The 19,725-nt window shown below is 59.8% G+C and carries 12 protein-coding genes and 1 pseudogene; 5 read left to right on the top strand and 8 right to left on the bottom strand.

What is annotated here, in order from left to right; genetic code table 11:
- Positions 1-110 precede the first annotated feature (110 nt).
- Positions 111-1,394: a glucose-1-phosphate adenylyltransferase gene (glgC, locus tag DRB19_RS09815; protein WP_114185865.1), complete on the top strand. Its 1,284-nt coding sequence runs from the start codon at positions 111-113 to the stop codon at positions 1,392-1,394.
- Positions 1,395-1,505: 111 nt separating this feature from the next.
- On the opposite strand, the gene DRB19_RS09820 is transcribed toward glgC, so the two are convergent.
- Both DRB19_RS09820 and glgA (DRB19_RS09825) read right to left on the bottom strand, forming a co-directional pair.
- Positions 1,506-1,712 (bottom strand): DUF3563 family protein, encoded by a 207-nt coding sequence (locus DRB19_RS09820; RefSeq protein WP_114185866.1) that lies wholly within the window; start codon positions 1,710-1,712, stop codon positions 1,506-1,508.
- A gap of 207 nt (positions 1,713-1,919) precedes the next feature.
- A pseudogene (gene glgA / locus DRB19_RS09825) lies at positions 1,920-3,442 on the bottom strand (glycogen synthase GlgA).
- A gap of 300 nt (positions 3,443-3,742) precedes the next feature.
- Here glgA (DRB19_RS09825) and treZ point away from each other — a divergent pair.
- The 3 genes from treZ to glgX all read left to right on the top strand — a co-directional run bounded on the left by treZ (position 3,743) and on the right by glgX (position 12,785).
- Positions 3,743-5,563 (top strand): malto-oligosyltrehalose trehalohydrolase, encoded by a 1,821-nt coding sequence (gene treZ / locus DRB19_RS09830; RefSeq protein ID WP_114185867.1) that lies wholly within the window; start codon positions 3,743-3,745, stop codon positions 5,561-5,563.
- Entirely contained in the window at positions 5,560-10,410 is a 4,851-nt protein-coding gene (treY, locus tag DRB19_RS09835; protein ID WP_174799942.1) for a malto-oligosyltrehalose synthase, read from the top strand. Before treZ ends, treY begins: the two co-directional genes overlap by 4 nt.
- Before the next feature lie 179 nt (positions 10,411-10,589).
- Positions 10,590-12,785, top strand: a complete 2,196-nt coding sequence (gene glgX, locus DRB19_RS09840; RefSeq protein ID WP_114185868.1) for a glycogen debranching protein GlgX — start codon at positions 10,590-10,592, stop codon at positions 12,783-12,785.
- Here glgX and glgA (DRB19_RS09845) read toward each other — a convergent pair.
- From glgA (DRB19_RS09845) to DRB19_RS09855, 3 genes are all read right to left on the bottom strand, one after another.
- Positions 12,743-14,209: a glycogen synthase GlgA gene (gene glgA, locus DRB19_RS09845; protein WP_114185869.1), complete on the bottom strand. Its 1,467-nt coding sequence runs from the start codon at positions 14,207-14,209 to the stop codon at positions 12,743-12,745. The two genes, glgX and glgA (DRB19_RS09845), sit on opposite strands and share 43 nt — an antisense overlap.
- Before the next feature lie 124 nt (positions 14,210-14,333).
- Positions 14,334-14,702 carry a DUF2934 domain-containing protein gene (locus tag DRB19_RS09850; protein ID WP_114185870.1) on the bottom strand — a complete coding sequence of 123 codons (369 nt, stop codon included), beginning with the start codon at positions 14,700-14,702 and terminating at the stop codon, positions 14,334-14,336.
- 233 nt (positions 14,703-14,935) lie between these two features.
- Positions 14,936-15,661: a DUF2270 domain-containing protein gene (locus tag DRB19_RS09855; protein ID WP_373867361.1), complete on the bottom strand. Its 726-nt coding sequence runs from the start codon at positions 15,659-15,661 to the stop codon at positions 14,936-14,938.
- Between the two features lie 330 nt (positions 15,662-15,991).
- Between DRB19_RS09855 and DRB19_RS09860 the strand changes: the two genes are divergently transcribed.
- A complete protein-coding gene (locus DRB19_RS09860) occupies positions 15,992-16,807 on the top strand; it encodes a glucose 1-dehydrogenase (protein WP_114185871.1) in 816 nt (271 codons plus the stop codon).
- Between the two features lie 68 nt (positions 16,808-16,875).
- On the opposite strand, the gene DRB19_RS09865 is transcribed toward DRB19_RS09860, so the two are convergent.
- Genes DRB19_RS09865 through DRB19_RS09875 form a run of 3 tightly spaced genes read right to left on the bottom strand, consistent with a single transcriptional unit; the run spans position 16,876 to position 19,719 of the window.
- The gene (locus tag DRB19_RS09865) at positions 16,876-17,718 is read right to left on the bottom strand and encodes an ABC transporter permease (RefSeq protein WP_114185872.1); all 843 of its coding nucleotides are present in this window, start codon (positions 17,716-17,718) and stop codon (positions 16,876-16,878) included.
- Between the two features lie 4 nt (positions 17,719-17,722).
- Positions 17,723-18,634 (bottom strand): ABC transporter permease, encoded by a 912-nt coding sequence (locus DRB19_RS09870; protein WP_114185873.1) that lies wholly within the window; start codon positions 18,632-18,634, stop codon positions 17,723-17,725.
- Positions 18,634-19,719, bottom strand: a complete 1,086-nt coding sequence (locus DRB19_RS09875) for an ABC transporter ATP-binding protein (RefSeq protein ID WP_114185874.1) — start codon at positions 19,717-19,719, stop codon at positions 18,634-18,636. Before DRB19_RS09875 ends, DRB19_RS09870 begins: the two co-directional genes overlap by 1 nt.
- Positions 19,720-19,725: the final 6 nt, after the last annotated feature.

The following is a 19,725-nucleotide window of genomic DNA, read 5'->3' on the forward strand; positions in this document are numbered from 1 at the left end:
CAAAAGTTGCCGATAGGACTTGTCTTAAAAGAAGAACGAAATCCTGCTGTGCGCTTGGCGCGAGTTCACAAGCCGAAGGCCCGCGCCACGTGCTGCCGAGGGAGAGAATCATGACAAGAGAAGAGAGAGTTTTCACCAAGGCAGAGAGAGCTTCAGGCAACCTCGCGCGCTGCTCCATGGCGTTCGTCTTGGCCGGGGGCAGAGGCAGTCGGCTGATGGAGCTGACCGACAGGCGCGCCAAACCGGCGGTCTATTTTGGCGGAAAATGCCGCATCATCGACTTTGCCCTCTCCAATGCTCTCAATTCTGGAATCCGGCGTATTTGCGTTGCGACGCAGTACAAAGCTCACAGTCTGATCCGGCATCTGAACAGAGGCTGGAACTTCCTTCGTGTCGAGCGCAACGAGGGCTTTGACATTCTGCCCGCCTCGCAGCGGATTGCCGAGGACAAGTGGTACCTAGGCACGGCAGATGCCGTTACCCAGAACATCGATATCATTGAAGGTTATGGCCCGGAATACATTGTGATCCTGGCAGGAGACCACGTGTATAAAATGGATTACGAGCTCATGCTGCAGCAGCACGTGCAAAGCGGGGCCGACGTAACAGTGGGCTGCCTTGATGTACCGCGCCATGAAGCGAGCGCCTTTGGCGTCATGGGCGTCGACGAGAGCGGCCGCATCATTTCGTTTCTCGAAAAACCGGCTGATCCACCGCCCCTGCCCGGCAATCCCGGCCTCGCGCTCGCCAGCATGGGAATCTACGTCTTCCAGACGAGATTCCTGGTCGACCTGTTGCGCAAGGACGAGAACGATCCCAATTCGAGCCACGACTTCGGCAAGGATCTCATCCCGGCAATCGTTCGAGACGGAAAGGCGGTGGCGCACCGCTTCTCTGATAGCTGCGTACGCTCAGGGGCTGAGGTTGAGCCCTATTGGCGGGATGTCGGAACCGTGGACGCGTTCTGGGAGGCCAATGTCGACTTGACCGACTTTGTTCCTGCCCTCGACCTTTATGATCGTGACTGGCCGATCTGGACGTATAGTGAGCTGACGCCGCCGGCGAAATTTATTCACGATGAGGAAAACCGGCGAGGTTCGGCAACAAGCTCTCTCGTTAGCGGCGGCTGTATCGTGTCCGGATCACGGATCGACAAGTCTCTGCTGTTTACCGGAGTCCACGCGCGCTCCTACTCGCTGCTTACCCATGCGGTGGTTCTTCCCTATGTCACGATTGGCCGTCACGCCCGCCTCAGCAAGGTGGTGATCGACCGAGGCGTCGCGATACCGGAAGGTTTGGTGGTTGGAGAGGATCCGGAGGAGGACGCCCGCCGGTTTCGCCGAACCGACAAGGGCGTCTGCCTCATTACGCAATCGATGATTGACCGACTTTGACCCGATCAGCTGCGCAAAGTCCGGCCGTTATGTCGAGACGGAGGCTTTGAATCCACGTTCGTTCGGCATGAAGATACGGCAAGTTCTGCGTCTTCTACGAAGAGGCGGGTTTCAGGCGTTCCAGCTATAGCCGAAGGACAAACCCGAGGACCGACGCGGGTGATCAAGTTCGCGCATTCGCCTTTCGAGGTCGACTCGGTCTTGAGCTTCCGCGAGATATGCGCGGTCGGCCTCATTTTCAGACAGAAGCCCGAGGGTACGGCGGAGGCTGCTGAAGGCGTCGGCAATCTTGCCGTCGAAAAAAGATAGAAATTTCATCATATATTTCCTTAATATTCCTGAAATCGAACCTCCTTTGGCGTTTCCATCGAGTGCCGCGGATTACGATTCCGCAGTCTTATTCAGTGCAATAACTGAGGTTATTAACGATTGTCTGGAATTCAACCCAGGCGGAGCCCGCTAGGCGCATGTCTCTTATGCACCTAGCGGTCACTAGTACCTGAACCAAGCGTGTATCAACCCTTCTCAGGCTGCAATTGCTGCCGTCTGGCAAGCGCGGCTATAAACATCCTGATACTTGGCCGCAGAACGATCCCACCCTTCAGGTCGGCTCATCGCGGCCCAGCGCATGGCCGTCAGTCGCGACTTGGATCCAAATGTTTCAAGTCCCCGCCGGATTGCGTCTAAAAATCGATGCAGCGAGTGTTCACCGAACAGGAAACCGTTGATTCCGTCCTCGATCGTATCGGCGAGCCCACCTGTCCTATGGGCGATTGGCAGGGACCCGAATCTCTGGGCATACATTTGGCTCAAGCCGCATGGCTCAAAACGTGATGGCATGAGAAGAAAATCGCTGCCCGCGTACATGCGGCGAGCATCCGCCTCATCATATCCGATCTTGACCCCGATCGATCCCGAGTGCCGTTCTGCCAGCGCTTGCGAGGCATACTCCAGCCTCGCCTCGCCTCGCCCGGTGACGGCCACCTGCCCTCCCTGTGAAACGATGCTCTCGGCAGCCGCAATGGTGAGATCGACGCCCTTTTGATGAACCAGCCGGGATACGACGGCAAAGAGCGGCCCGCGAGAGACCGCAAGCCCGAAACTCTTTCGGACATCGTTGGCGTTGGCGCGCTTGCCACGCCAGTTGTTCGCCGAGAAGGGGCTGACGAGATAGGGGTCCTTGCTCGGGTCCCAGCTTTCGTCGATGCCATTGACGATCCCATCAAGCCGCCCTTCCCCCGCCCGGGTTCTGAGGAGCCCGTCGAGGCCGCATCCGAATTCCGGCCTCGTGATCTCCTCCGCGTAGGTCGAGCTGACTGTCGTGATGTGCGACGAGTAGAAGATGCCGGCCTTGAGGAAGGAAAGCTTGCCGTGAAATTCTACACCGTTGATCTGAAAGGCTGCGTCAGGAATGCCGAGATGCGGCAGGCGGCTACGATCGAAGAGCCCTTGGTAGGCCAAGTTGTGAACGGTCAGGATGGTCGGAATCTGCCGTCCACGCCACGCGAGATACGCGGCAGCAAGGCCGGATGGCCAGTCATTGAGGTGTAGGAGATCAGCTCGCCACAGGGGATCGCCGGACCCGCAGGCGATATCCGCAGCCGCCAAACCGAGGCGCGCAAAGCGGATGTCGTTGTCGCTCCAGTCAACACCGCAATCGTCCCCGTAAGGGGTGCCCTCCCGATCATAGAGTTCCGGGCAGAGAAGAATATAAATGGTCAGACCGTCCGCAGTGATCGCGCGCCCGAGCCCACAGGCCGGAATCCCGGAGGCTGCCCGATCTGTTCGACGTTTCCGATTTTGGATAGAAGCTGGCGATAACCGGGAACGAGAATCCGGACATCGTAATGGCTCCGAAGCGCTCTCGGCAGAGCGGCAGAGACCTCACCAAGGCCGCCCGCCTTCACGTAATCCGCGATCTCCGAGGTCACATACAGAATGGACTGGCGTCGCTTAAGAGAAAGGACCTGAGAGGTATAGTTGTGCGACGCGCAAGCAGACGCATTCGGGAAAGCCGTTCTGGCTTCCAGATTGCTTGATTCCGACATTTCGACACAGTGGCGCGATCCCCATGCCCCTTCCCGCGCCGGAGGCAGGGGGCGCCCGTCAACTTTCTCACGATGTGAAAGTTCCACCTATTAGAAAACTTTTTCAGCGAGAACTCCTACAAACTCCATCCGGGCAGGACAAGCCGGTTCCGATGTGGGGATAGGAGTAAGTTCCGGCCAGGAGGCCGCAGCGCGAAACACCAAACACAAACTTGGCCGTTTTTCCAAAAAGCTCTGGAACAATGGCCCGGCGCCGTCGTTCGCAAGTACCCTTCCTATATCCCATCCCACGGAGACCCGATGCGGCGAGTTCACACGATGCCATTCGGCGCCGAAATCACGACCGAAGGTGTTCGCTTTGTCATCTGGGCACCGACCGCACGCGACGTGCGTCTCGTTCTGGATGAGACAGATTTCCCGATGCCCGCTGGACAGGATGGCTGGTACGAGCTGGTCGCCCCTCAGGCGAGGGACGGCGCTCGATACGGATACAGGATCGACGGCGATATCGTGGTGCCTGATCCGGGATCACGGTTCCAACCCGACGACGTGCATGGCCGCAGTCTTGTGGTTCGGCCCGCCTCCTTTGAGTGGTCCGATACCGATTGGGTCGGTCGGCCGTGGGAGGAGACTGTCCTTTATGAGGTCCATGTCGGCACCGCCACCCCAGAGGGCACCTATGTGGGCCTGATGGCGAAGCTAGAGGAACTCCGCGATCTAGGCATCACAGCGATTGAACTTATGCCGGTCGCGGAATTTCCAGGTCGTCGCAATTGGGGCTATGACGGGGTTCTTCCTTTCGCACCCGATGCCGCATATGGAACGCCGGACGATCTAAAACGGCTCGTGGAGCGCGCTCACTCGCTTGGCATGATGGTGTTCCTGGATGTGGTCTACAATCACTTCGGCCCCTCGGGAAATTATCTGCACGTCTATGCAAAGTCGTTCTTCACTGACCGGCACGAGACCCCCTGGGGCGCGGGGATCAATATCGATGGCGAGAGCAGCCGCCCCGTACGCGAGTTCTTTTTCCACAACGCACTCTACTGGCTTGAGGAATTTCATATCGACGGCCTGCGCTTCGATGCCGTCCACGCGATCTCCGATGACAGCCAGCCTCATTTCATCGAGGAATTGGCAAGGCGCATCCGCGAAACCATTCCTGGCCGAGAGATCCACCTGGTTCTCGAAAATGAGGCCAACGAGGCCCGCTGGCTTGGCCGCGACGAGGCTGGCCGGCCGCCGCTCCATACGGCCCAATGGGCCGACGACATTCACAACGCGTGGCATGCCCTCCTGACTGGTGAGAGCGAAGGGTATTACGAAGATTACGCCGACCAGCCGTTAGAAAGGCTTGCAAGGGCTCTGGCGGAAGGGTTCGCCTATCAGGGAGATCCGTCCCCGCACAAAGGCGGCGCGACTCGCGGGGAGCCTTCCGGGCATCTATCGCCTACGGCCTTCGTATCGTTCCTCCAGAACCATGATCAGGTCGGAAATCGCGCTTTCGGCGAAAGGCTTTCTCACCTCATACCTCCAGAGAAGCTTGCCCTCGCGCGGGCGCTCCATCTTCTTGCGCCGCAGATCCCACTCCTGTTCATGGGCGAGGAATGGTCTGCATCGACACCATTCATGTTCTTCGTCGATTTCGAGAATGATCCTGATCTGGCCAAGGCTGTGCGCGAAGGCCGACGGGGCGAGTTCAAGCACTTCAAGGCTTTCGCCGATCCGGAAGCCGCTCTTCAAATTCCAGATCCCACGGATCGCGCCACCTTCGAGCGCTCAAAGCTCGATTGGGCGGAGGTGAGCCGCTCGCCCCACTGTGACGTGCGGGCCGACATACGAGGGTTGCTGCAAGTCCGTCAGTCGGAAATCACCCCGTTGATAAAGAGCCCGTTCAAGGGATCTCGTTACAGCCTTGGTCCTGCACAGACCGTCGACATCACATGGCACTTCGCAGCGGGGACGCTCAGGCTGCTTGCGAATTTCGGCGATACCGACAGCAGGCATCAGAACACCAGAGACGCTCGCCCGATCTGGTCCACTTCAAGCACTACAGCCACGAGCCAAGACATCAGCCTCGCGCCTTGGTCCGGCATTGTACTAAAAGGTCTTCCGGAATGAACGGACTGGAAACGCTGCTCGGGCGGATGGCGACGCTTGTCGGGATTTCTCCACAGTATAAAGATGCTTTCGGCCGCAGCGTCGAGACCACTCCTGAAACCAGAAAGGCTCTTCTGACGGGACTCGGGCTCGCGGTTCAAAATGAGGCGGAGGCGCGAGAACGTCTCGCTCAGCTGGAGCGCCTGAAGACCGGTATCATCCCGGCTCTCGTGGTTGTCGCGCCCGATCGCGCTGCGACCATAACCCTGCGCGGATCGGCTCAGGAGCTTCAGTGGCGTCTCGAGGAAGAGACCGGCACGGTCCACGAGGGACAGACGCCGAAGACGGGTGGCGTTTTGCAGCTCCCTGCCCTGCCCGCCGGGTATCACCGCCTGCAGATTGGGGACGCGCGAGCCACTGTCATGGCAGCCCCGCCCAAGTGCTGGCAGCCGAATGTGCTAGGCGGCGATGTACGCCTATGGGGGGCCGCCGCACAGATTTATTCGCTGCGATCCGAGAGCAATTTCGGGATCGGCACCTACACGGACGTGGCGGTTGTCGCGCAGGGTGTGGCTAGGTTCGGTGGAGCCTTCCTGGGTCTCAGCCCGGTCCATGCCCTGTTCGCGTCCGACCGTTCGAAGATTTCTCCCTACTCGCCATCCTCGCGCCTGTTCCTCGAGACGATCCATATCGACCCGACATCGGTTCAAGGCTTCCGCGAATCCCGCGCCGCGGCTCTCTTAGGGCAATCGGATATCGAAGAGCGCCTTTCGCAGCTTCGAGAGGCAGCGTTGCTCAATCACGCAGCGATATGGTCGACCGTGCGTCCGCTCTTCGATTTGCTCTGGGAGTATCACCAAGCGCATGGCGACCAACGTACATTCGAGGCGTTTCGGCGGGCGGGCGGAGAAGCTCTTGAGGCGCATGCAACGTTCGAAGCGTTGTCGGAGCACTTCAAGGAGCAGGGGCGGTGGTGGCTCGGAGAATGGCCGGTGGAATTTCAGTCCATTGAGTCGGATGCTGTTCGGCGCTTCCGGACCGAGGAGGCCCAACGGGTCGCTTTTTATGCATGGCTCCAGTGGGTAGCCGACCAGCAACTCGCCGACGCGGCCGCGAGGGCTCGGGATGCCGGAATGCCGATCGGGCTCTACAGGGATCTCGCGGTAGGAGCCGACCGCGGCGGGTCGGAGGTGTGGGCCACCCCGCAACGCTACGCAGCTGGCCTGTCGATTGGGGCCCCGCCCGATCCCCTAGGCCCACAAGGGCAGGATTGGGGCCTGCCGCCGTTCAATCCACTAACGCTTGAAGCGGATGGTCTCTCGGCGTTCCGTGACCTCGTATCAGCCAACATGCGCCATGCAGGCGCGATCCGCATCGACCATGCGTTCCAGCTCAGCCGTCTATTCCTCATTCCGCCGGGAGCGCCAGCATCGCAAGGCGCCTACGTTGGTTTCCCGTTCGAGGCGATGTTGGCCGTACTGCGGATTGAGAGCCATCGCGCTCAATGTCTGGTGATTGCGGAAGACCTCGGCACCGCGCCGGAGGGCTTTTCCAAAGCCATCATGGAATCCGGAGTGCTGAGCTACCGTGTTCAGCCCTTCGAGCGCGAGGGGGAGGCATTCACGCGTCCAGCCGAGTATCCGCGATCCGCGCTCGCGGTTCTCACGACTCATGATCTTCCGACCTTTGCTGGCTGGTGGCGCGGCCTCGACATCGATCTGCGCCAAACTTTCGGCGTGTTCGATCCGGCAACAGGTCGGAGAGAACAGGCTGGGCGTCGCGCCGACCGCCAGCACTTTGCGCAGGCTCTGGCGGAGCAGAAGCTCCTGCCCTCGCCGGACGCTCCTGAGGAGCCGCCCCTCGAAGGAGCCGTGCGCTATCTTGCCCGAACCGCATCGGCTCTTGCGGCGCTGCAACTCGAAGACGTGTCGGGGGAATTGAATCAAGCAAACATGCCTGGGCTCGACGCTGGTCATCCCAACTGGCGCCGACGCCTCTCAACCTCCATCGAAGAGATCACGGCGTCGAACAGCCTGTTGGCCAAACTTGCCTCCGCCATGGCCGAGGAAGGGCGGGACATGCACCGGCGGCGCAACATGCTTGCCTCTCCGCCGCCCAGGGCGACTTATCGTCTCCAGTTCCATAAGGATTTCACCTTCGACGATGCGATCGAGGTCATTCCCTACCTTGCGAAACTCGGGATCAGCCATGTCTACTCGTCTCCGATCCAAGCTGCCCGCCCGGGCTCGACACACGGCTACGATATTGTCGACCACTCCGTCATCAATCCCGAACTCGGGGGCGAGGACGCCTTCCGCAGGTTTTCGGATATCTTAAAGCAGCATGGGCTGAAGCTATTGCTGGATATCGTGCCTAACCACATGGGCGTGGGTGGGGCCGATAATCCATGGTGGCTTTCCGTCCTGGAGTGGGGAAAGCTGTCCCCATTCATCGACGCCTTCGACATCGATTGGACCCGTCCTGGAGCGGATGGAAAGCTCATTCTTCCCAATCTCGGCGACCTTTACGGACGCGTTATCGAGAACGGCGATCTCAAGCTGACCTTCGATCCAGCTGAGGGAAGTTTCAGCGTCTGGCACTGGGAACATCGTTTTCCACTCTGTCCGCTGACCTACCCTGTCGTGCTTGAGCATGCGCTCACAGCCCTCGGTGATGCTCCGGGATCAAGGGAACTGGCCAGGCTCAGCGCGCAGTTTGGGGTTTTGAGCGAGGGCGCTCCTAGTCATCGTATTGCCGCAGCAGATCAACTGAAGGCGGAATTGGCGAAACTCGCCAGTGCGTCTCCTGGAATGAAAAGCGCGATCGATCAGGCCGTCGAGATGATCAGCGGCACCCCGGGAGTCCCGGAGAGTTTCGGCATTCTTCATCGTCTGCTGGAGGAACAGGTCTACCGTCTGGCCTATTGGCGGGTTGCGTCCAGCGACATCAATTACCGTCGCTTCTTCGATATTAACAGCCTTGCCGGTCTGCGGGTCGAGGTGCCGGAGATCTTCGAGCGTTCCCATGAATTGTTGTTCCGTCTCGTGGACGAGAAGCGGGTCGATGGGCTTCGGATCGACCACATCGACGGTTTGGCTGATCCCAAGGGTTATGTTCGCGCCCTTCAAAGCAAGGTCGGTCCAGGCTTTTATGTTCTCGTCGAGAAAATCCTTGAACCGGGCGAAGAGCTGCGCCCCTGGCCCGTGGCGGGAACCACCGGCTACGATGTCTTGAACGTCATAGACGGAGTCCTTCTCGAAACGCAGGCTCGCGGTGCGTTCGAGAGCGCTTATCGCGATGCATCTGACCTCGACGGCAGCTATGATAGTCTCCTGAGGCAGGCGAAGACGGAGATTACGCAGAACAATTTTGCAAGCGAGCTTGCTGCGCTGGTCTCCGATGCCAAAACGATCGCTGATACGAATTATCGAACCCGCGACTACACGGCCTTCGCGATTCGCAAGGCGATAGTCGACATCATTGCAGCCTTTCCGGTTTATCGAACCTATCTTGACGGCGTCGAGCCCTCGGCCGAGGACGTGTCTCTGATCGAGTCGACCATCGAGGCGGCCAAACGCTTCAGCGGCCTGTCCGATCACAATGTGCACGAGTTCATAAAGGCGGTCCTTCTTGGAAACGGAAATGCCGACGGTGCTTCACCACGTCCCGACGATGACGAACGTTTCCGCCGGTGCTTTCAACAACTGACCGGGCCGGTCATGGCCAAGAGCCTCGAGGACACCCTGTTCTATCGCTATGGGCGGCTTATCGCTCTCAACGAGGTTGGCGGGGACCCCGGCCATTTTGGCATCTCTCTTGCCGAGTTCCACGAGGGCAACGCGGTTCGGGCGCGGGAATGGCCCCATGCAATGATTGCCACCGCAACTCATGACACGAAACGTGGTGAGGACGCCCGCGCTCGTCTTCTGGCGCTCTCGGAGATACCTGACGAGTGGAGAGATGCGCTGGATCGCTGGCGTGGGATTGCGTCGCCTCACCTGTCGCTCGTAGATGATCTCCCGTCGCCCGATGGAAACGATCAGGTCATTCTTCTGCAGGCTCTGCTCGGCGCATGGCCCCTGGAGCTTCTGGACGAGGATGACCCTGCGATCCTGAGCACTTTCCGGGAAAGAATGGAGGGATTTGTCCTCAAGGCGCTTCGGGAGGCGAAGCGGCATACGAGTTGGATTGATACGAACGAGGCCTATGAGGATGCAGCTCTACACTTGTTGCGGGCGCTCCTTGAGCCGCGAAGCGAGTTCCTCGCGAGTTTCCGCCCCCTTGCCAAGCGCCTCTCGCTCCTGGGGATGCTGAACGGTCTTTCGCGCACAATCCTCAAGATGACGATCCCGGGCGTCCCGGACATCTATCAGGGGACGGAGTTCTGGGATTTCTCCCTTGTCGATCCGGACAACAGGCGGCCCGTGGAGTACGAAGCCAGGGTTCAAGCGCTTGGAGGCAAGATCGGGCTCGAAGGATTGATTTCGGAGTGGAAGGATGGGCGCATCAAGCAGCATTTTCTCTCCAAGCTGCTCGAAGACCGGGCGCGACACCCCGCTTTCTACGCAGAGGGTGATTATCGGCCCACGGTTATTTCCGGCTCCCGCTCCGATCACCTGATCGCCTTCACCCGGAGCCATGGCGATGAAACTCTAGCGGTTATCGTGCCGCGACACTGGTCTGACCTCACGTCGGGCGGAGCACAGCTTCAAGTGAATACGGAATGGCGGGACACGGCAATCAACCTGCCCGGCGGCCGCTGGCAGGACGTCATCAGCGGTCACGAGGTGGAAACTGGGACGGAAGATTGCCCGGTTGCATCTCTGTTTGCTTCTACGCCTTTCGCCGTACTGAGGAAGATCAGCTAAAAACTGGCTCTGTGGAGCGAAATCCACGCCATTACACGGGCACTTCGCTCCCTTCAAACGTTTTACTACTCGCTGCTGTCAGGCCGGCCCGCTAGAATCTCTGGCAGATTCTTGGCGTGATTGTCTTACGATTAATGTTTCGATGGTCTCTTATGTCTATCGTTCGCCCTGGAATCCATATGAATGAGCAATTCAAGACGCGCAGACGCCCTATAAGGGAAACCGCGTCGCCCCTGATCCGCAAATCCAGGATGCGGGAGGGCTTGCCCTACCCCCTGGGAGCAACCTGGGACGGGCTTGGGGTCAATTTCGCTCTGTTCTCGGCGAATGCCACACGGGTGGAGCTTTGCCTCTTCGACGGGGATGGGAAGCACGAACTGGAGCGCGTCGATCTGCCCGAGTATACCGATGAGGTCTGGCACGGTTACCTGCCGGATGCGCGTCCCGGCACCACATACGGCTACCGCGTCTACGGGCCCTATCAGCCCTCTGAAGGACACCGGTTCAACCCCCACAAGCTTCTGATCGATCCCTACGCCAAGCAACTGATCGGCGGCGTCACGTGGAACCCGGCCTTGTTCGGCTACAGGATCGGCGCACCCGATGGGGACCTGTCCTTTGACCATCGAGACAGCGCCGCCTTCATGCCCAAGTGCCGTGTTGTAGAATCAGCCTTCACATGGGGTCATGAGCGTCGGCCGCAGATCCCGTGGGAACGGACCATCATCTACGAGATGCATTTGCGCGGGTTCACCATGAAACACCCGTCGGTTCCAAAGGATTTGCGAGGGACCTTTTCGGGCCTCATGCATCATGACGTGATCACCTACATCAAGAGCCTCGGTGTTACGGCGATAGAGCTTCTTCCAATCCATGCTTTCGCGGACGAAACGCACCTCGTGGAAAAGGGGCTGCGAAATTACTGGGGCTATAATTCGATAAGTTTCTTTGCCCCTCAGCCGAACTATCTCGCCACCCCATTTGTCAATGAACTGAAACAAATGGTCAGCCACTTCCATGACGCGGGCATCGAAGTGATCCTCGACGTTGTGTACAATCACACCGCGGAAGGCAATGAAACCGGTCCTACCCTGTCGTTCAGGGGCATTGATAACGCCTCCTATTACAGGCTCGAGCATGACCGGCGATATTATGTGAATGACACCGGAACCGGGAATACCGTCAATCTCAGCCACACGCGGGTGTTGCAACTCGTCACCGACAGTCTCCGGTACTGGGCCCAGGGGGTTCACATCGACGGATTTCGCTTTGATCTTGCAACCATCTTGGGACGTGAACCGCATGGTTTCGAGGAAGACGGTCGCTTCCTCGATACGGTCCGGCAGGATCCCGCGCTGAGTCAGGTGAAGCTCATTGCGGAGCCCTGGGATTGCGGTCCAGGCGGCTATCAGGTCGGTCGCTTTTCACCCGGGTGGGCCGAGTGGAACGATCGATACAGGGACACTATTCGGGCGTTCTGGAAAGGTGAGGAGGGAAAAGTTCCTGAACTGGCGTCACGGCTCACCGCCTCGGCGGATATCTTCAACAAACGCGGACGCAAGCCATGGGCTTCCGTGAATTTCGTGACGGCTCATGACGGGTTTACGCTCAATGACCTCGTCTCCTACGAGAAAAAGCACAATGAGGCCAACGGAGAGGCCAATCAGGACGGACACGACCACAATCTTTCTTTGAATCATGGCGTCGAAGGCCCGGCCAGCGACCCGGACATCAAAGCGCTGCGCTTCCGCCAGATGCGTAACATGCTGGCGACGCTGCTCTTCTCCCAGGGAACGCCCATGCTTCTGGCCGGCGACGAGTTCGCCCGGACCCAGAAAGGCAACAACAATGCCTATGCGCAGGACAATGAGATCTCCTGGATCGACTGGGAGTCGATCGACCAGGATCGCACGAAGCTGCTCAACTTCACCCGCAAGCTTATTCACCTGCGTCACAGCCAACCGATCCTGAGACGCGGACGCTTCCTGGCCGGGACCTACAATGAGGAACTCGACGTCAAGGATGTGACGTGGCTGACGCCAAGCGGCGAGGAGATGGAGCCGGGGCACTGGAACGACGCAAATGCGCGTTGCATAAGCATTCTTCTCGATGGACGGGCGCAAGCCACGGGCATCCGCAAGCGTGGCACCGACGTGACCCTCCTGCTCATCCTGAACGCCCACCACGAGACCGTACCGTGCAGGTTGCCGGAGGTCGTCGGGGGACGAGTATGGCTCTGCCATGTCGATACTAACCTGCCTGACCTGGAGGCGCCGCCCCTCTGTAAGTTTGGCTCAAAGTACGACGTGGCCGGACGCTCGCTGCTGCTGTTTCAACTCGTTGCAGAAGACGCCGATGCGGCGCAGGTGCGATAAAGTTCGGCGTAGCGTTTCGCCGGCTGGGTCCAGCCCACGTCGGTCCCCATACCGTTGCGTTGCAGGCGTTTCCAACTATCCCTGTCGCGCCATAGCGTCTTTGCTCGCGCAACGGCTCCACCGAATGCCGCAGGAGTGACCGGAGAGAATTGAATACCGGTCGCGACACCGGCTGCGACCGCCATCTCGTTCGCGTCGATGATCGTATCAGCGAGCCCGCCGACCCGTGCCACGAGCGGTATGGTTCCATACCGCATGGCGCAAAGCTGCGTCAGGCCACAGGGCTCGAACCTGGAGGGCACCAGCAACGCATCGCTTCCGCCCTGTATCTGATGGGCGAGAGCTTCATCATAGCCGAAGAAGCAGCCGACTTGACCCGGATAAACCGACATGGATGCTCGAAAGGCTGCTTCGAGCCCCCTGTCGCCGGCTCCGAGCAATGCAAGCTGGGCTCCATCAGCTAGTAGGCTGGGTAATTCTCCGAGAAGGAGGTCGAGGCCCTTCTGCTCCGATAACCGACTCACGACGCCAAAGACAAGCGCGTCGGGATCAGGGCTAAGACCCAATCGTTCCTGGAGCGCTGCCTTATTCACTGATCGGGCTTCCAGACCGGCCCTGTCGAAGCGGGCGGCAAGATGCGGATCCGTTGCCGGATCCCAAACAGTCTCGTCGATCCCGTTCAGAATTCCGGACACGATACCGGACCGGGTCCGCAGCAGGCCGTCGAGCCCCATTCCGCCCTCTGGGGTCTGGATTTCAACTGCGTAGGTCGGGGACACGGTTGTGATGCGGTCGGCGAAATGCAGACCCGCTTTCAAAAACCCTATCTGACCGTAATATTCGACCCCGTCGATGGTAAAGGAACCAGCAGGTAGGTTGAGGTAGGAAAGAAGATATGCCGGAAATCCACCCTGGAAGGCGATGTTGTGCACTGTGAGAACGGTTCCGGGCCGACGCCCGCCGGCATAGTGCAGATAGGCAGGCGCAAGGCCCGCTTGCCAATCGTGCGCATGGACGACGTCCGGCTGAAATTCCGGTAGGCCGCCAAGCCCGATCATCGCCGCAACCTCGCTAAGCGCGGCAAACCGCTGGGCATTGTCCGGCCAATCCCACCCCTCAGGCGTCACATAGGGAGAGCCCGGCCGATCATACAGGTGAGGCGCATCGAGCACGAAAAGCTCAAGGCCTCCGGCTTTGGCGGAGAGAATCCGGGCCGTACCCCCGTAAAGGCCGTCATAGCGATGGACGACCTCCGCACTCTCGACGGACCGCATGGCCGCCGGATAGCCTGGGATGAGGGCCATCATCCTGACGTTCTGACTGGCAAGAGCTCGGGGCAGCGCTCCGGCGACGTCAGCAAGACCACCCGTCTTGATGATCGGATAGATTTCCGATGCGACGGAGAGAACGTTGAGCGGCCTCATCTCATAGCCTGACAATTTTCCGAGGCCCGATCCAGTCGATAGCGAGCGCGGGCGTCACGGTCTCGCCGCGCCCGCGCGAACTCCTTGCCGAGCGTCTTCTGCAACGTCTATGCCCAGGACCCTGTTAGGGAGTCTGGACTGACCGTTTCCGCCTTGGCGTCGTTGCGGGCTCGAGGCCTGCATCGTCCGGTTTCGGAGAAGCGGGAGCCCGTTTTTTGCGAGTTTTGACCATACCAACGTCTGCCAGCACGTTCTCTGAAAGACCAACTGCATTGACGGAGGGCATCGCGACGTCGTCCGGCATCGCTGACGTGTCGGACAGCCCGGAGCCTGATTGAGTTTCGCTTCCCTCGTCGAAGGCTACGCCTTCTTCGCTTCGGATCTGTTGCTCAGCTTCGTACCAATAATCGTCGGCCTTGCCAGGGATATGCCCGTCCCGCACCCAAAGCTCGTAAGCGCGCTCCCGGATTTTCTGTTCAATCTGACTGTCCATGACTTCCCTTTGCCAATCTACGTCGGCCGCGCGACCCGGTCCTATGCGCCGTATCGGAGCCAATATTGCTACCCCAGGGCCACACCGCCCTGAGGCTTGAACCTGAACCGGGATTATTGGGTCCTGTTTCAAATTTTACAACCGCATCAGCGCGATTTGGCTCGAAACTTGGAGTGTGTTGCATTGCGGTGCCCTCCTCTATCCTCACCACACGGCCGAAGGGCGACGGCTCCTCATACATGCACGTCGCCGAAGGCGAGCTCACCCTCTCCCTGTGGCTTGCGGAATGCCGAATAGAGAATCCACCCGTAGAAAAGCGCCACCACACTGACAACAAGCCAGCCAGGTGCAGGGCCAATGGCGGCGTTTCGGACCCATTCGTCGAGAGACCGCACGAGCTGCACCTCGACGGCGCTCGGCTCGAGCCGGATGAAAGTGGTCTTGAGCAACCAGGCCAGCAACAGGATCAGGAACAGCCAGCAATAGTTGCGCCGCAGGCGGCGGGTGAGCGCCTGTTGACTGCTGATTAGGAACAAGGGGCGCCTGAGATCCCCGCCCAGCACCTGAACCCAGTTATCCGTCGTCCCGTCCTCCGGAGCGAAGACCTGAGCGAAATAGTTACGTTCCAACCGACGCACACGGCTCCGATAAACATCGAAGAAGCGATACCGCCGCGCCTCGATCACCAGCAACAGCAGGACCAGAAGCATGGCGAAGACCAACACTCCATGGTGAGCGGTGGGAGTCGAGAGGGAGAGCGACAGCATGGCGGCCACGACGGTAATGGCCCAGTTCGTCGTACGGTCGATCCGGTCCCGCCAGCCCGCCATGCGGGCGATCTCGGCGCGATGGTAATGCGCCACGAGATTGATGAACTCGGTGGATGTGGTGGGAAAGACCGGCGTCGTGATCATAGGCCGAAGATTGGGATTCGCGACCTCGTTGTTCTTCGTCAGCATTTTCTCCTCCCGAAGCATATGTGAGAACACAGTCGGGTACGATCTTGATACTCCTTCGGTTCAATCTGAAGACTCGGGCTCCCGGGCTTTCGTTCGAACTATTGCTCCGTACAGCTTAGGCAAGCGGGACCATCCAGCCGCCTCCAGTATCGTGATTGTCGGCGCGCGCTTTTGCCGATTGGCAGCAATCACCAAGTTGAGAAACTTAGGAAATTTATCATAGATTTCGCGGGAGAGGTCGTCGAACCGGATGCCTCCTGACAGGTTCTCTTTTGCATTCGCTTTATCTTATGTAGCTCGGAACGATCACAACCGGACGAAGGAGAAGCCATGACTGCGGCAACCAGACTCGAAGGCCGTCATGCTCTGGTGACGGGCGCCTCACGCGGGATCGGCCGCGCCATAGCGATTCGCTTTGCCCAGGAAGGCGCAACCGTCGCCATCAATTACAGCGGATCAGAGAGCGCCGCAAAGGAGACGCTTGAACAGGCGCGGGAAGCATCCCGCCAAGTGGGCGGCCCAGCAGATCGTCACTTGATCGTGAAGGCCGATGTCGGAGACGCAGGGGCGGCAAATGCCATGTGCGATCAAGTGATCGGCAAATGGGGGCGGCTCGATATCCTTGTCAATAACGCCGGCATCCAATCCGAGGCGGAAAGCCACAACTACTCGATTGAAGAATATCAGCGTATTTTGAACGTCAATTTGACAGGTGCGCTGGTCTGTTCCCAGGCAGCGATCCGCCATTACTTGGGGCGGCCTGGCGGCGGGGTCATCATCAACTGCTCGAGCGTACACCAGATCATCCCGAAGCCGGGCTATGTCGCCTATTCGATTAGCAAGGGCGGCCTTGGCAATCTGACCCGCACCCTTGCGCTGGAATACGCGGATCGCGGCATCAGGGTGAACGCCGTTGCTCCGGGGGCGATTCTGACTGACATCAACTCGGCCTGGAAGGATGATCAGGAAGCCCGCGCGAATGTCGAAGATCATATCCCCATGGCGCGCGCCGGCACCCCGGACGAAATGGCGGCTATTTTCGCCTTCTTGGCGTCGGACGACGCGTCCTACGTGACAGGCCAGACGCTCTATGCCTGCGGGGGCCTGACCTTGTTCAACGATTTCAGAACGAACTGGGCCTCCTGACGTCCCCTACAACGCGTATGAGCCGGGAGGAGAGGAGATCCCCTCCCCCCAGCCTTTGCCTCGCGTCCTCAATGAGCAGGCTGCTGTTTGGCCCGCGTGACGATCTGTGTCGGGTTGACGAACCGCAGGGCAATGATCAACCAGATAAGAGTTGTGACCATATACACCACGGCCATGGCGTCGATGGACTGGACGGCGCGCACGCCGGCGGCGAAGACGGCGTAGTAGAGCGCCACCACGAGGGTTTGGCTCGTTGGTCCCGCCACCAGGAAGGTCAGCTCGAACATGGCGATCGTGCGCACCAGCACCAGCAGCAGCGCCGCAAGAATACCGGGAAGGAGCAGCGGCAGAAGCACATGGATGAAGAGCTTGAAGGTGTTGGCTCCGAACACCCTTGCGGCCGCCTCGATCTTTGGATCGATCTGTTCGATGAAGGGGATCATCACGAGGATCACGAAGGGGACCGTCGGCACAAGGTTGGCGGCCACCACGCCCCAGAAGGTTCCGGCAAGGCCGGTGCGATAGAGAACCGTCGCCAGCGGAATGCCGAAGGTGATCGGCGGGATGAGGAGCGGCAGCAGAAAGAGAAGCACAAGGAGGCGCTTGCCGGCAAAGTCGCGGCGGGCAAGCGCATAGGCGGCCGTGACCCCGAGCACGCCGGAAATCAGCACCACGGCGCCCACTACCTGGAACGTCACGAGAAGCACATCGCCCAGTTGGAACTCGCTCCAAGCCGACGAGTACCAGCGGGTCGTCCAGCCGATCGGCAGCCAGGTCCCGAGCCAGCGGGTGGCAAATGAGCTGGTGACCACCGTGGCGATCATGGCCAGCAGATTCACCACAAAGAAGCCCACCACGGTCCAGACGGCCGCCGCCCAGAGCTTCGAGCCGATTGTTGTGTCGCGGATCATCGGATCACCCTTTCGCACCCGAGGCAGGGCCTCGATAGAACAAGCCGCGGGAAGCCAGGACCGCCACCACGATGGCGAGTTGGACGAACCCCATGATCATCGCGACCGCCGAAGCCATCGGATAATCATACTCTTCGAACGCCGCCTGATAGGCCGCAATCGAGATCACACGTGTCAGACCTGCAGGCTCTCCAAGCAAGACCGCCGACGGAAAGACCGAAAAGGCTTGAACGAAGGACAGGCAGAACGTGATGGCGAAGCCCGGCATGAGCAGAGGCAGATAAATATGCCGGAATCGCTGCCAAGCGCTGGCCCCGAGCGTCGCGGCCGCCTGCTCGAGCGCAGGATCAATGCCGGTGACGTAGGACAGAGTCAGGAGGAACGTGAACGGGAACCCGGTGATCACCAGGGACGCGAAAACGCCCCAGTAGTTATGAACGAGCTTCAGGGGCTGGGAGATCAGCCCGAAGGTCATCAGGGTTCGGTTGAACCAGCCCTGGGGTCCAAGGTAATTCAGCAGTCCTTCGGCCACCAGAACGGTGCCTAGCGTGATGGGCAGAACCAGGATCGTGGTGAGAAGACGTTGGCGGCGCATCAGCCGAACGCGAAACGCGATTGGGACCGCAATCAACAGATTGAGGAGCGTGACCGGGACTGCCAGCCCGAGCGTCTTGCCAATCGTCTCGTAGAGAAAGGGATCGGAGAAGAAGCGCTTGTAATTGGCAAGCCAGTCTCCGCCGGCTTTTGGCTCGAAGGACAGGATGAAGCCGAATGCGAAGGGGTAGACGAAGAGAAGAAGGCTGAAGATGGCGGCGGGTACGACGAGTAATGTCACCGCGTCGAACCCGTAGGCCGCCAACCGCTGGCGCAGGCTGGGGCCCTCTAGGATCGTGGGGGTTGGAGCGAGCGCGTCCATCATGCCCTCCCCTGTATCGGCTCCGCGAAGACGAGAATTCGCTCGTCGCCAGCGTGTAGGTGAATCTGCGATCCAGGCTCCACGCTCACGTGGGACCGGAAAACGAAATCATGTCCGCCGTGCGAATGGGCCGTGCCGACAAATTCGCGCCCACGATACTCGATGGTATCCACCGTGACCGCGAGTGAGTTGGGTCCGGGTTCTCCGACGACGAGATCATCGGGCCTGATGGCCGCATAGGCCGACGAGCCGGAAGAAAGCTTCTCCCTCGCGATGCCGTGGATCTGGGCCCCGTTCACGTCGATGACGGCCCGATCGTTCGTCGAGGACAGGACGCGCCCCTTGAGCTTGTTGCGGAAGCCCATGAAATCCGCCACGTCGAGATGAGCAGGTTGTTCGTAAAGCTCCTTCGGCGTTCCCACCTGGCGGATGACGCCGTCGCGCAGAACGACGATACGGTCGGCGAGCGAGAGAGCTTCGTCTTGATCATGGGTCACGTAGATGGTCGTGGCGCCAAGTTCATTGTGAATGCGCCGGATCTCCGCCCGCATCTCAAGCCGCAGCTTGGCGTCCAGGTTCGACAGCGGCTCGTCCATGAGAACGAGCGGCGGCTCGATCACAATGGCGCGGGCAATCGCTACGCGCTGCTGCTGCCCACCCGAGAGCTGACCGGGCAGCTTATGCTCCTGCCCCTGGAGGCGAACGAGGCTGAGCGCCTCGTCGACCTTTCGGTCCATCTCGGCCTTCAGCGTGCCACGCATCTTGAGGCCGAAACCGATGTTTTGGCGCACGTTGAGATGGGGAAAGAGCGCGTAATTCTGGAAAACCATCCCGAACCCGCGCTCCTCCGGGCGAAGCGTGTCGACCCGGTGTTTGTCGAGCCAGATCGCCCCACCTGTAACGGGAAGGAGGCCCGCGATGCAGTTCAGGGTCGTCGACTTGCCGCATCCTGAAGGCCCGAGGAGCGCGATGAACTCGCGCCGCCGGATCGTCAGAGAAATGTCGCGCAAGGCGTTGAGTGTCCCGAAATCGCGGCTCACGCGATCGAGCCGGACTTCTTCGAACTGTGACAAGGCAATGGTCATCGCGGG

The organism is Microvirga aerophila (assembly GCF_003332305.1).
Lineage (GTDB): Bacteria > Pseudomonadota > Alphaproteobacteria > Rhizobiales > Beijerinckiaceae > Microvirga > Microvirga aerophila.

Coding starts and splice junctions, on each gene's coding strand:
- glgC (WP_114185865.1), top strand. CDS start 111: ATGACAAGAGAAGAGAGAGTTTTCACCAAGGCAGAGAGAGCTTCAGGC.
- DRB19_RS09860 (WP_114185871.1), top strand. CDS start 15,992: ATGACTGCGGCAACCAGACTCGAAGGCCGTCATGCTCTGGTGACGGGC.
- glgA (WP_114185869.1), bottom strand. CDS start 14,209: ATGAGGCCGCTCAACGTTCTCTCCGTCGCATCGGAAATCTATCCGATC.
- treZ (WP_114185867.1), top strand. CDS start 3,743: ATGCGGCGAGTTCACACGATGCCATTCGGCGCCGAAATCACGACCGAA.
- DRB19_RS09820 (WP_114185866.1), bottom strand. CDS start 1,712: ATGAAATTTCTATCTTTTTTCGACGGCAAGATTGCCGACGCCTTCAGC.
- glgX (WP_114185868.1), top strand. CDS start 10,590: ATGAATGAGCAATTCAAGACGCGCAGACGCCCTATAAGGGAAACCGCG.
- treY (WP_174799942.1), top strand. CDS start 5,560: ATGAACGGACTGGAAACGCTGCTCGGGCGGATGGCGACGCTTGTCGGG.
- DRB19_RS09855 (WP_373867361.1), bottom strand. CDS start 15,661: ATGCTGACGAAGAACAACGAGGTCGCGAATCCCAATCTTCGGCCTATG.
- DRB19_RS09875 (WP_114185874.1), bottom strand. CDS start 19,719: ATGACCATTGCCTTGTCACAGTTCGAAGAAGTCCGGCTCGATCGCGTG.
- DRB19_RS09870 (WP_114185873.1), bottom strand. CDS start 18,634: ATGGACGCGCTCGCTCCAACCCCCACGATCCTAGAGGGCCCCAGCCTG.
- DRB19_RS09865 (WP_114185872.1), bottom strand. CDS start 17,718: ATGATCCGCGACACAACAATCGGCTCGAAGCTCTGGGCGGCGGCCGTC.
- DRB19_RS09850 (WP_114185870.1), bottom strand. CDS start 14,702: ATGGACAGTCAGATTGAACAGAAAATCCGGGAGCGCGCTTACGAGCTT.